The sequence below is a fragment of the Kitasatospora sp. NBC_01539 genome, from assembly GCF_045040525.1.
Taxonomy (GTDB): domain Bacteria; phylum Actinomycetota; class Actinomycetes; order Streptomycetales; family Streptomycetaceae; genus Kitasatospora.
Window position 1 is genome coordinate 9,315,210 of sequence record NZ_CP109390.1, and the last position, 12,055, is coordinate 9,327,264.

General features: G+C 74.8%; 10 protein-coding genes. 6 read left to right on the plus strand and 4 right to left on the minus strand.

What is annotated here, in order from left to right; all coding sequences use genetic code 11:
- Positions 1–62 precede the first annotated feature (62 nt).
- Both OG335_RS40350 and OG335_RS40355 read right to left on the minus strand, forming a co-directional pair.
- The gene (locus OG335_RS40350; RefSeq protein ID WP_405008926.1) at positions 63–956 is read right to left on the minus strand and encodes a diiron oxygenase; all 894 of its coding nucleotides are present in this window, start codon (positions 954–956) and stop codon (positions 63–65) included.
- A gap of 120 nt (positions 957–1,076) precedes the next feature.
- On the minus strand, positions 1,077–2,528 hold the full coding sequence (locus OG335_RS40355) for a condensation domain-containing protein (RefSeq protein WP_405008925.1): 1,452 nt from the start codon (positions 2,526–2,528) through the stop codon (positions 1,077–1,079).
- Positions 2,529–3,192: 664 nt separating this feature from the next.
- Here OG335_RS40355 and OG335_RS40360 point away from each other — a divergent pair.
- The 4 genes from OG335_RS40360 (at position 3,193) to OG335_RS40375 (ending at position 8,233) form a co-directional block, all read left to right on the plus strand.
- The gene (locus OG335_RS40360; RefSeq protein ID WP_405008953.1) at positions 3,193–4,788 is read left to right on the plus strand and encodes an ATP-binding cassette domain-containing protein; all 1,596 of its coding nucleotides are present in this window, start codon (positions 3,193–3,195) and stop codon (positions 4,786–4,788) included.
- A complete protein-coding gene (locus tag OG335_RS40365) occupies positions 4,680–5,075 on the plus strand; it encodes an ATP-binding cassette domain-containing protein (RefSeq protein WP_405008954.1) in 396 nt (131 codons plus the stop codon). Before OG335_RS40360 ends, OG335_RS40365 begins: the two co-directional genes overlap by 109 nt.
- The gene (locus OG335_RS40370) at positions 5,072–6,895 is read left to right on the plus strand and encodes an ATP-binding cassette domain-containing protein (protein WP_405008923.1); all 1,824 of its coding nucleotides are present in this window, start codon (positions 5,072–5,074) and stop codon (positions 6,893–6,895) included. The genes OG335_RS40365 and OG335_RS40370 overlap by 4 nt, the downstream gene beginning before the upstream one ends.
- 150 nt (positions 6,896–7,045) lie before the next feature.
- Positions 7,046–8,233, plus strand: coding sequence for a UDP-N-acetylglucosamine--N-acetylmuramyl-(pentapeptide) pyrophosphoryl-undecaprenol N-acetylglucosamine transferase (locus tag OG335_RS40375; protein ID WP_405008922.1), 1,188 nt, complete (start codon positions 7,046–7,048; stop codon positions 8,231–8,233).
- Positions 8,234–8,410: 177 nt separating this feature from the next.
- On the opposite strand, the gene OG335_RS40380 is transcribed toward OG335_RS40375, so the two are convergent.
- On the minus strand, positions 8,411–9,829 hold the full coding sequence (locus OG335_RS40380) for a lipase family protein (protein WP_405008921.1): 1,419 nt from the start codon (positions 9,827–9,829) through the stop codon (positions 8,411–8,413).
- A gap of 278 nt (positions 9,830–10,107) precedes the next feature.
- On the opposite strand from OG335_RS40380, the gene OG335_RS40385 reads away from it, so the two are divergent.
- Positions 10,108–10,755, plus strand: coding sequence for a TetR family transcriptional regulator (locus tag OG335_RS40385; protein WP_405008920.1), 648 nt, complete (start codon positions 10,108–10,110; stop codon positions 10,753–10,755).
- A gap of 109 nt (positions 10,756–10,864) precedes the next feature.
- On the opposite strand, the gene OG335_RS40390 is transcribed toward OG335_RS40385, so the two are convergent.
- Positions 10,865–11,368: a GNAT family N-acetyltransferase gene (locus OG335_RS40390; RefSeq protein ID WP_405008919.1), complete on the minus strand. Its 504-nt coding sequence runs from the start codon at positions 11,366–11,368 to the stop codon at positions 10,865–10,867.
- A gap of 230 nt (positions 11,369–11,598) precedes the next feature.
- Between OG335_RS40390 and OG335_RS40395 the strand changes: the two genes are divergently transcribed.
- The gene (locus OG335_RS40395) at positions 11,599–11,880 is read left to right on the plus strand and encodes a hypothetical protein (protein ID WP_405008918.1); all 282 of its coding nucleotides are present in this window, start codon (positions 11,599–11,601) and stop codon (positions 11,878–11,880) included.
- The last annotated feature ends 175 nt before the right edge of the window (positions 11,881–12,055 follow it).

The window sequence follows — 12,055 nt, forward strand, 5'->3', positions numbered from 1 at the left end:
GGCGAGCAGGGGCGCGTCGGCGGGAACGCGGGGTGCGGTGCGGTGCGGTGCGGTGCGGCGGGTCAGCCGGCGGTCGGGGCGAGGAGGCCGATGCGGCGGTAGAAGGCGGTGGTGCGCTGGGCGATGGCCTCGTGCACGGCCGTCCGTGCGGGGTCGGCGAGCAGCCGGGTGCGGAACGCGAACGGGTCGGCGATGCCGGCGTCGCGGTACACGTCGACGCTGTACAGCTGCTGGATCGAGGTGGCGATGTACTTCTCGACGTACTGCCGGGCGAGGCCGTTCTCCCGCTCGTCGCCGGCCTCCTGAAGGCGCGCCCAGAGCGCGCGGACGAGCTGCGCGCCGAACGCGATGTGGCGGGACTCGTCCTGGTGGTGCACGCGGTTGATGGCGCGGATGGTCTCGGGCAGCGCGGTGTCGGCGGCCATCCTGCTGTTGAAGTGGTCGACGATCTGCTCGAAGATCAGGATGCGGCTGAAGACGATGAAGTTGTCGAGCAGCGCGGAGTGCTTCTCGGTGGAGAAGGCCATGGCCCGGTTCGGGTAGAGCTTGCCGCCGTAGCGCAGGCAGAACTCGGCGAAGAACCACATGTGTTCGTTCTCCTCGCCGAGGAAGTGGTGGAAGAACGGGGTGGGGATCTCGTAGCCGGGGGCGTGGATGCGCTGCACGACCTCCTGGAGGAGCTCGCGGATGCCGTGCACGTTGAGGCTGTAGAAGTTGACGCTCTCCCACTTGGCCAGCGCCAGGTACTGCTCGCGCGTGAGGTCGGCCGCGGCGGCGGTGCCGTGCACCGTCATCAGGTCCTCGCTCATCCAGAGCGCGCCCTCGGGGATCGCGTCGGGCCAGTCGAAGGTCTGGTACGGGTTGTAGTAGTCGTTCTCGGCGGCGGCGGTGAGGCGCTGCACCGCGGTGGCGACCTCGTCGTCCCACACGGGCTGGGGGTTGGTGGCGGTCGTCATGGGTCCTCCGTGGCTCGTGCGGCGGTGCGGGGCAGGGCGGCAGGGTGGGTCGGGCATGGCGGCGGGGCACGCGGCGGCGGGACGCGTGCGATGGCGGGGCCGGGGCGTCCGTCGGGCGGGTCAGCCCGTCGGGATCGCGTAGCCGTCGAGGTCGACCGGGCCGAGGGCGGCGTCCACGAGCAGGCGTTCGAAGGCGAGCAGCACGCGCTCGATCGCGGGCCGCGGGACGAGCCGGGTGTCGGCCATCAGGTGCAGCAGGCAGCTGCCGGGGTCGTAGGCGGTGTGCACGAAGAAGACCGCGTCCTGGCGCTCCCACGCGCCGACGAACGTGACCTCGCTCTTCCCGGCGAGGGCGCGCAGCGCCTCCGGGGAGTCACCGGTGTCGGGCAGGTCGGACCAGCGGTCGTGCATCCGCTTGTCGTTGAAGAAGGAGCCGAGTTCGAGGCGTCCGCCGGCGGCCTCGCGGGCCTCGGCGAGCACGTCGTCCATGGCCAGCGGGTCGTACTGGGCGAAGCGGTAGGCGTTCATGCCGGCGAGGAAGGTGCGGCGCACGGCGTCGTCGAAGGTGCCGCTGCCGACGTCGAGGGCGAAGAGGGCGTTCTCGGCCATGGCGGCGACCAGGTGGCGGCTGCGGTCGTCGTGCCGGTTGACGGCGATCAGCTGCAGGGCGACGATGCCGTGGCCGGTGCAGGCACCGAGCACGGCGGCGGTCGCGGCGAGGAGGACGGTGCCGGTGCTGACCTGGCAGCGGTCGGCGATGCGGGTGGCCGCCACGGCGAGTGCCGGGGAGTCGAGCCGCAGCCGGACGAACCGCTCGGCGTCGGCACCCGCGGTGCCGGTGGTCCCGGCCCCGGCCCCGGCCGCTGACCCGGGATCGGCCTCGGTTCCGGTTTCGGTTTCGCCCTCGGTTTCGACGACCGCCGGGAACATCGCGGCCGGGACACTGCGCAGGGTGCGGCGCCAGTACTCCAGCGACGCCGCGCCGCGGGCCGCGCCGATGCCCTCGGTCTCGTGACGCGCCTGGTCGAGCGGCTGCCACGCGGGCACGGGGCCGACGCGGCCGGCCAGCAGTTCGCGGAGGTCGGCGAGCGCCTCCCGGACACCCGAGAAGTCGGCGCCGAGGTGCGAGAAGACGAGTGCCAGGTGGGCGGGGCGGCCCCGGTCGAGGACCAGGCTGCAGCGCACCGGCCATTCGGTGTCGTGCCGGAAGGCGCGGCCGGCGAGCTCCCGCGCGAGGTCGGCGGCGACGGTCGCCGGGTCCGCCGCCGAGGTGTCCAGCACGGGCACGGGCAGGGCGCCTTCGGCGTCGACCTCCTGGGTGGGTCCCCGGTCGTCGTCGTGGAAGCGGGTGCGCAGCACCTCGTGGCGGAGCACCAGCAGGCCCACGGCCGCCGTGACCTGGTCGTACGTCAGTCCGTCGGGCAGGTCGAGGGTGCGGCTGATGTTGAAGTAGTGGGCGCCCTCGTCGAGCCACTTGATGGACTTCCAGATCGCTCGCTGGCCCCACGTCATGGGCGCACTTCCGGCGCGGCCTCCGTGGAAGTCCGCCGAGCCGGCGGGTCGGGTTTCCATGCGTTCCTCTCGCTGCGACGCCGCGCCGGTGCGGGCGGGCGGTCGGGTGGGCGGGGAGCCGGCGCGGCCGCAGTCGGGGTCGCCGCTGCCGGGGTCGCCGCTGTCGGCGCGGGGGAAGGAGAAGGAGGGAGTCTGCGCGGCCGCGGACACGCGGGCCTGCGGGCGGCGGGCCTCCCCGCAGGCGCCGCAGCCGGGGCTGTGCCGGACCGCGGGCGGGGGTGCCGCTCGACGGATCGGACGGCGCCCCGGGTTCGCGGACGGGCAGGTACGGGCGCCGGCCTCGATGCCGGCACTCTCCTGGTCCGCGCTGGTCCGCGGGGCGCGGGCCGTGGCGGGAACGGGTGATTCCCGTACCGACCGCCTCGGCCGATGCAGGACGCTAGCGACTCGACCCTTGAATTGTCCAGACCAATCCACTGGGTGGATCAGAACTCTCAGGCAGTGTCCAGGAAACAGGAGATGACGGGGGGATGAATTCCTTGACGCACGAATTGGTCTGGGCCAGACTCGGGGCGGCCCGCCGCCGGCCGGGACAGCGCCGTCCGCCGCCGGCCCCGCGCCCACCCCTCCACGACCGTCCTCGCACCGCGGCCCGCACACGCCCGGGCACCGGACCGCACGGGGCTGCGCACCCACCCGTCACTCCAGCCCAGGGGGCTTCAGCGTGCCACCCGCACCTCCCGTCCCGGCCGCCGGGCCGCTCGGCCGCCGCCTCCGGCGCTGGGCGGACTTCGCCCGGCTGCTGCGCCACGTCCACCCCGGCCTGCTCGCCGCCGCCCTGCTGCTGCACACGGCGGTCGGCCTGCTGCCGATCGTCTTCATCGCCTGGACGAGCCGGCTCATCGCCCGCGTGCCGGCCGCCCTGGACGGCGGCGGCTGGGCCGTCCTCGGGCTCGCCCCGCTGCTGGCCGTCGCCGCGTTCGTCGTCCAGCAGTTGCTCACCCCGTTCCAGTCCGCGCTCGGCGAGCTGATCATCCGCCAGGTCGACGGCGCCTGCATCGCCCGGCTGATGGACTGTGCCCTGACCGGTCTGCCGATCGCCGACCTGGAGCACCAGGACGTCCTCGACGTGCTCTCCGACGCCCGCGGCGGATTCGAGCGTGCCACCCCCACCCCAGGCGACGCCGCGGCGGGCGCGGTCGCCCTGACCGCCCGTTACGCGCAGTTGCTCGGGGCGTCCGTGATGGTCGGCCTCGTGCTCGGCCCGGCGGCCGGCGCCCTGGTGGCCGGCACCGCGCTGGTGATCCGCTTCGGCCAGCGGGGCTCGCTCGACCGGTTCGGCGCCCTGCGCGGGTCGCTCGCCGGACGGCGCCGCCGCCTCGCCTACCTGCGCCGGACGGCCGGCGGCCTCGGCATGGCCAAGGAGATCCGGATGCTCGGGCTGCTGCCCTGGCTGCGGGAGCGCCACAGCGCCGAAGCCCGCGGCTACCTCGACCCGCTGTGGGCGGGCCGACGGCGCCTGCTGTTCGGCCCGTTCGTCGGGCTCGCCGCGGTCGGGCTGCTCGGCGGCGGCACCACCCTGCTGCTGATCGGCCGCGGCGGCACCGACGGCACGCTCTCGCTCCTCCAGGTCTCGGTCGCGCTCCAGGCGGTGCTGATCCCGCTGCGGTTCGGCGTGTACTTCCCCGAGAGCGACGTGCAGACCCGCGACGGGCTGGCCGCGTTCGAGGCGATCGGCCGGCTGGAGGAGCGCGCCGCCGAACACCGGGCCGCCGACGAGGCCGCCGCCACCGCCACCACCGTGCCGGACGGCGCGATCCGCTTCGAGAACGTCTCCTTCCGCTACCCGGGAGGCGGCCGGACGATCATCGACGGCCTCGACCTGGAGCTGGCCCCCGGCCGCTCCACCGCGATCGTCGGACTCAACGGCGCCGGCAAGACCACCCTCGTGAAACTGCTCGCCCGACTGCACGAACCCACCTCGGGACGGCTGACCGCCGGCGGCACCGACCTCGCCGCCCTGCCGGCCGCCGCCTGGCACCGCCGCATCGCGGTGATCTTCCAGGACTTCACCCGCTACCAGCTCACCGCGGCGGAGAACATCGGCATCGGCCGGCCCGAACTCCTCGCCGACCCGGAGGCACTGCTCGCGGCCGCCGGGCGCGCGGGCGCCCGGGAACTCGTCGAGGGCCTCCCCGCGGACTGGAGACCGTGCTCAGCGCCCAGTACGAGGACGGCACCGACCTCTCCGGCGGCCAGTGGCAGCGGATCGCCCTCGCCCGGGCCCTCCTCTCGGTCGGCGCCGGCGCCTCCCTGCTGATCCTCGACGAGCCCACCGCCCAGCTCGACGTCCGGGCGGAGGCCGCGTTCTTCGACCGCTTCCTCGACACGACGCGCGGCGTGACCAGCGTGATCATCGCGCACCGCTTCTCCAGCGTCCGCCGGGCCGACCGCATCGTCGTCCTCGCCGACGGCCGGGTCGCCGAGTCGGGCACCCACGACGAGCTGATGGCCCTCGACGGCCGCTACGCCGAGCTGTTCCGGATCCAGGCGGAACGCTTCACCGAGCAGGAGGACCTCACCATGACCGCGGGCGGCCCCCGATGACCACCCTGCTCCTGGCGGTCCGCCGCCTGCTGCGCCTCGCCGTGCTCTGCGACGCCCGGCGGCTGACCCGCGCCGTCGCGCTGATGACGATCGGCTACCTCGCCACCCCGCTCATCGCCGTCTGCCTCAAGTCGCTGACCACCGCGGCCGTCGCCCGCTCCGCGAGCACCGCCACCTGGCTCGCGCTCACCACCGCGCTGCTGCTCGTCCTCGAACTGATGATGACGCACTTCGCGCACCTCTCCTACTTCGAGCTCGGCGAGCTGGAGGAGCTCGCCCTGCAGAACGAGGTCATCGGGCTCGCGCACGGCACCGCCGGGCTGGAGGACCTCGACCGGCCCGGGTGGGCCGACACCCTGGCCCTCGTCCGCGAGGAACTGCCGCGCACCCGCGGCTCGCTGGAGGCCGTCCTGCAGCTCGGCGGCGTGGCCCTCCAACTCGGCGTCACCGCCGTGCTGCTGGGGATGCTCAGCCCGTGGCTGGTGCTGCTGCCCGCAGCAGCCGTCGTACCGGTCGCCGCCGGCAACCGGGCCCAGCGGCTCGTCGAGCGCGCCAAGGAGGCGACGGCTCCCGGCATCCGGCTCGGCCGCCACCTGCTGGAGGCCGCCACCACCCAGGCGTCCGCCCGGGAGATCCGGCTGGCCGGCGCCGAGGCCGTCCTGATCGGGCGCCACCGGCGGACCTGGCGGCGGGCCGACACGGCCCTGCGCCGCGCCCACCTCACGGCGGCCCTGCTGCGGGCCGCCGGACAGCTCGTCTTCGCGGCAGGCTACGGCGCGGCGATCTTCGTGGTGGCCCGGCAGGCCGTCGACGGCGGCGCGGGGCTGGGCGACGTCATCCTGGTCATCGCCCTGGCGGCGCAGATCAGCCTCCAGGTGTCGACCGCCCTCGGCCTGCTGACCGTCCTTCAGGGCGCGGGCCGCACCCTCCAGCGGCTGGCCGACCTCACCGGGCCGTCCGCGCACGCCGCACCGCCCGCGCCCACTGGGGCCGAAGCAGACACCGGGGCCGAAGCCGACACCGGGGCGGCCGGGCCGCCGGCCGGGCTCACCCACGGCATCCGGCTGGAGAACGTCTCCTTCCGCTACCCGGGCAGCGACCGGCCGATCCTCGACGACATCACCCTGGACATCCCCGCGGGCAGCGCGCTCGCCCTGGTCGGCGAGAACGGCGCCGGCAAGAGCACCCTGGTCAAACTCCTCTGCGGCCTCTACCGGCCCACCTCCGGCCGGATCCTCGTCGACGGCGTCGACCTCGCCGCGTACGGGCCCGCATGGCAGCGCCGGGCCGCCACGCTGTTCCAGGACTTCGCCCGGCTGGAGCTGCGACTGCGCGACAACGTGGGCATCGGCGACCTCGACCGGCTCGGCGACGACGAGGCGATCCACGCCGCACTGGCCTCCGCGGAGGCCGGGCCCATCACCGGACTCGTACCCGGCGGCCTGGACGGGCTCCTCGGCCGCAGCTACGGCGACGGCGCCGAACTCTCCGGCGGCCAGTGGCAGAAGCTCGGGCTGGCCCGCGCCCTGCTGCGCCGCCGCCCGCTGCTGGTCGCCCTGGACGAACCGGCCTCCGCCCTGGACGCCACCGCCGAGCACGCCCTCTTCGAACGCTTCGCCGACCTCGCCGCCGAGGCCCGCGCCGGGTCCGGCGCCGTCACCCTGCTGGTCTCGCACCGGTTCTCGACCGTCCGGATGGCCGACCGGATCGTCGTCCTCGAACACGGCCGGATCCGCGAGAGCGGCAACCACGCCGACCTGGTCGCCGCCGACGGGCTGTACGCGGAGCTGTACGACCTGCAGGCGCGCGTGTACCACTGAGACACCTGCCGGCGACCCCGCTGACCGGCGGACGGTCCGCGGCCGGCGCGCCACCTGCCCTGCTATCGTCCGGATTGTCCAACTGTCCTCCGGCGCGGCCGAGTCCACGGCCGGGTCCGCGGCCGAGTGCCGCTCAGATCAGGAGCTTCCGTGACCCGCGAAACCCTCCCCCCGTCCGCCCCCGGCAGGCCGCTGCGCCTGGTCGTCACCGGCGGCGGCACCGGCGGACACACCTACCCGGCGCTGACGGCCGTACGGACGCTCCGCGCGCGCCTCGCGGCCGGCGGCCGCGGGCTCGACGTGCTGTGGGTGGGCTCCGCGGACAGCCTGGAGTCCAGGGTCGCCGCCGGTGAGGGCATCGCGTTCGCCGCCGTCCCGACCGGGAAGATCCGACGCTCCGGCAACCCGTTGAAGCTGGCCTCCCCGGCCAACATCCGGGACATGGTGCGGGTGGTGCAGGGCATCGTGAAGGCCCGGCGGATCGTCGCCCGGTACGCCCCGGACGTCGTCCTGGCGACCGGCGGCTACGTGGCGGTCCCGGTCGGCCGGGCCGCGCGCAGCTGCGGGGCCCCGCTGGTCGTCCACGAGCAGACCGTCCGGCTCGGCCTGGCCAACCGGTTCCTGGCGCCGACCGCGGCACGGGTCGCGGTCTCCTCGGAGTCGACGGTGCCGCTGCTGCCGGAGTCGGCGCGGTCCCGCGCGGTGGTGACGGGCAATCCGGTACGCCCGGAGGTGTTCGCCGGGCAGGCGGAGAAGGCGGTCGAGGCACTGGCGCTGCACGGCTTCGACCGGACGCTGCCCACCGTGTACGTCACCGGGGGCGCGCAGGGGTCGCTGCAGATCAACACGGTCGTCGAGGCCGCCCTCCCGTGGCTGCTCGCCGGGGCCAACGTGGTGCACCAGTGCGGCGCGGCCCACGCGGACGGCCTGCGGGCCCGGGCCGCCGCGCTTCCGGCCCACCTGGCCGCCCGCTACCTCGTCACCCCGTTCGTGGGACCCGAACTGCCCGACGTGCTGGCGCTGGCCGACGTGGTGGTCTCGCGCAGCGGCGCCGGCACGATCGCCGAACTCACCGCACTGGGCAAGGCGTCCGTCCTGATCCCGCTCGCGTCCTCGGCGGGCGACGAGCAGGCGCACAACGCCTCGCACCTCCAGCAGGCCGGGGCGGCCGTCGCCCTGCTCGGCGACGTCACGGCGGACACCCTGCGGGAGGCGCTCGCGCCGCTTCTCGCCGACCCGGCGCGCCGCGCCGACACCGCGCACCGGGCCCGGCAGCAGGGCCGGCCGGACGCGGCGGAGCGGCTGGTCGACGTACTGCTGTCCGCAGCCGGGGCCTGACCGACCGGCGGCCTGACGAGCAGGCGGCGCCGGACCCCGGACCCCGGATCCCGGGCCACGCGACCGGGGCCGGGGCCGGACGGCGGCCCGGCACTCGGCGTGATCGAGTGCCGGGCCGTCTCCCGCGAGGGGCGGTGCCGCGGGCAGGGCCCCGGGGCAGGCGATCAGGGCAGGCCGTCAGGGCTGCAGCGGCATCGTCCAGCAGTTGGAGGCGGCGGCCTTGCCGGAGAGACGGTCCGTCAGCCAGGCGACGGCGTCGCCCTGGTCGGTGAGCAGCGGCACCAGGTGGTTGGTGAGCAGCCCGTCGCCCAGGTTCGGCAGGATCACGGCGTCGTAGGTGACGTTGGCGCCCTTGCGGCACCAGTCGACGGCGAGCCGGCGGGCCTGGCCGTGCGGCACGATGTCGTCCTGGACGCCGGTGGCCAGGCGCACCGGGCTGGTCGGCTTCAGGGTGCCGATGCGCTGGGAGTCGAGCACCGCCCGGAGTCTCGGCTCCGCGGCGACGATGTCGCTGACGGACTCCCCGCCGACCGTCCACGAGCTGCTCCTCGTGAACGCGTAGCCGAAGATCGCGTCGCCGACGCACATCGTGGACAGGTCGTTCAGCGCCGCCTTCCCGGCGGCGTTCAGGCGGGCGTCGGCGATGGCCCTCAGGTCCGGATCCGCCTGGAGGAATCCGTTGAGCGACCAGCCCAGCGCACCGGCGAGCGCGCTGCCGTCGATGCCCTTGACGACCTCGGTCAGGTCGGCCGGGGGCGCGCCGGAGTAGGTGCCGGCCAGCTTGACGTCCGGCGCGTAGGAGGGCTGGAGTTCGGCGGCCGACGCGCTGGCGCCGCCGCCCTGGCTGTAGCCGAACAGTCCGATCCGCGAGTCGGCGGTGATCGATGACCCCGGCAGCGCCCGCGCCGCCCGGACGGCGTCCAGCAGGGCGTGCCCGCCGTCGAGGCGGCTGACGTAGGTGTGCAGGCGGTCGGTCGCGCCCAGGCCGACGTAGTCGGTGACGACCACCGCGGCCCCGGCGGACAGCAGCCGGTAGATCGCCAGGTCCTCGTAGCCGACGGACACGGTGTCGTCCCCGATGACGATCGGGTGCTGCAGGCCCAGGGAGGCCGCGCACTGGTCGCCCTGCCCCATCGTGCCCGGGGCCAGGGCCACCAGCGGCCGCGCACCGCCGCCCTTCCAGGCCGCCGACGGCTCGATGTAGGCGCCGGTCACCGCCACGGGACCGCCCTGCGAATCCGTCGACTTGTACATCAGCCGGGTGGCGGTGCCCGGCAGCGGACGCCCGTCGAGGCCGGGCAGGCTCAGCGCCAGCGGCAACGGCTCGGTGCGGACCAGCGCGCCGTCGGCCGCGGGGAGGGCCGCCGGCGGCTGGTAGAAGGCGGGGACGGTCACGCCCCGGGAGACCACGCCGCCCGCCCCGGCCGCGGACGCGGGGACGGCCTGGACCCCGAGGCAGGCCAGCGCCACGACCGTGGTGGCGATCAGACGGCTTCGCCCCGCAGCGGTGGATCTGCGGGCCGGGGACGGCCCGGCCTGGCCGGTGCGGGGACGTTCGGCGGACACCGGGTCCGGCCGGTCGGTGGGACGGTGCATGCGGCTCACTCCCTGCTTCGTCGGAAAGTCGGAAAGGGTGCGGGTGTGCGTCGGTGCGGGCGCGCGGCCGCACCGCCGTGTGGGCGCGTGGCAGTGCCGGCCGCGAGGGGGTTCGCCCCGCATGACGTCGAACTCCCGTCCCTCACCCACTAGTTACTGGTGGGTTACATCGGGAGCGTAAGGGAGCCTGTCACTCAGTGACAAGGCGTCTGCATGTGTCATTTCCGTGCGGCTCGCTATGCTGCCCGGGATCGCCGAGACAGGGGTGGTGGGACACGGTGGTTGACACGACACCCGAGCGCAGCGCGGACACCGACGGGCCGGCCGCCAGGCCGCCGCTCGGCGAACGACGCCGCGCAGCCCTCCGCCTGGAGATCGCGCAGGCAGCGGTCCGCCTGTTCGTCTCCCAGGGCGTCACGGGCACCACGGGGGATCAGATCGCCCAGGCCGTGGGCGTCTCGACCCGCACCCTGTGGCGTCACTTCCCCACCAAGGAGAGCTGCATCCGCCCCGTGCTCACGGCGAGTCTGGACGCCGCCGCCGAGGCACTGCGCCACTGGCCCCCGGGCACCGGACTGCTGGACTTCCTCACCGAGTCGTGCCGCCGGGGCACTCTGCCGCGCGCCGATCCCGACGTCCTCGACCTGATCCGGATGACCCACACCGAACCCGCTCTGCGCGCCGTCTGGCTGCAGACCCACGACGACGCGCTGCCCCTCTTCGCCGAACTCCTCGCCCGCAGGTCGGGCCGGCACCCGGGCGACCTGCGCGTGAAGGTGCACGCGGCCACCGTCAACGGAGCCCTGCGCGCCGCGGCGGAGGACTTCGCCCAGCGCTCCGCCGAGGACGGCACCGCCTCGGACGACGAACTCGCCGCCAGCCTCCACACCGCGCTGCGCGCCGCGGCGGAGGGGCTCCCCTACTGACGTCCGGGTCCGGCCGCCGAACGGCCGCCGGACGGCCGCCGCTTCGGGGCAGGGCCCGCGGGCCACGGGCCACGGCCCTGGACGAGCGGGCGCAGCCCGGATGTTCGCGCTACCCCTCGACCTCGGTGCGGTAGACGCGCAGACCGCGGCGCCGGTAGTTGGCGAGTGCGCTCGGGTGGTCGTCCGAGTTGGTGTGCAGCCACACCCTGCGAACGGAGTCCGCCTCCAACGGCTCTGTCGCCCATGCCTTTTGCAACGCCAGCGTGAGGGCGTGCCCGCCCAGCCCCCGGCCGACGTACTCGGGAAGGAGTCCGAAGGTGACGATCTCCACCTCCCCGGGGGGCTGCGGCGCCAGCGCCACGACCCCGGCGGTCGCACCGGCCAGCGTGATCAGCCAGTACCGGCGGTGCGGCTGCGTTCGCGCCAACTCCTGCCACTCCTCGTCGGATCGCGTTGAACTCCGCCAGCCGTACGCCGCTCCGACCCGGGCCTGCACCGAACGCACCAGGGCCGACAGGCCCTCCTCGCGCCGTAGTTCCAGCGAAGGCACGACCCGACCGGGCTTCAGCTCACGGCGGTCCGTCATCTCCAGGTACGTGACAGTCCTTTCCATCCCGGCACGATATCGGGCGCCACCGGCACCGGCCGGCGCGGAGAGGCCGATCGGTGACCCCTGACGGGCCCTTCCGTGCATCGTCACCGCCGGGTGGGCGTCGACCCGCGCTCGCGCAGCCTGCACGCGTCCGTACAGCCGCCCCCGGTCACCGACCGTGCGAAGGGCGGTGGAATGATCACACCTCCCACGGCCCGTCGGACGGACCGCCCTGGCGAAGGAGCCCCCTCGTGACCACTTTTCGATGGACGTGCCTGGCTGTGGCCTGGGCGCTAGGGATCGCGGGCGGCGCCCCCGCCGTGATCCGGGGCTGGGTACCGCGCTGGTTGCGCCCGGTCGGCGCGCCCCGCATCTGGGGCGCCGGCCAGCTCGTCATCATGGCAGGCATCACGTTCGGCGTCGTCACGGGCTCTTCGAGCCTCTCGGTCTGGCCCGTCGGGCCCCTCCTCGTCGGTGCCGGGCTCGTCCTCCAGGAGTGGGCCCGCCGCCGGACCCCGCGCAAGCCCGTCTGACGGCACCGTCCTCGACGGACCTCCCGGGGGAGACGGAGGTGCACCCCGCGTCCGTCTCCGGTTCTAAACAGCCGCCGCGAACCCCCGACTGCGATCGTCTGCTGGGCCTCGCACGGTCCCGCACCGGGTGAGGCGCTCAACGGGTCGTGACGGAGCGGGCGTTCGGCGTGGTCCC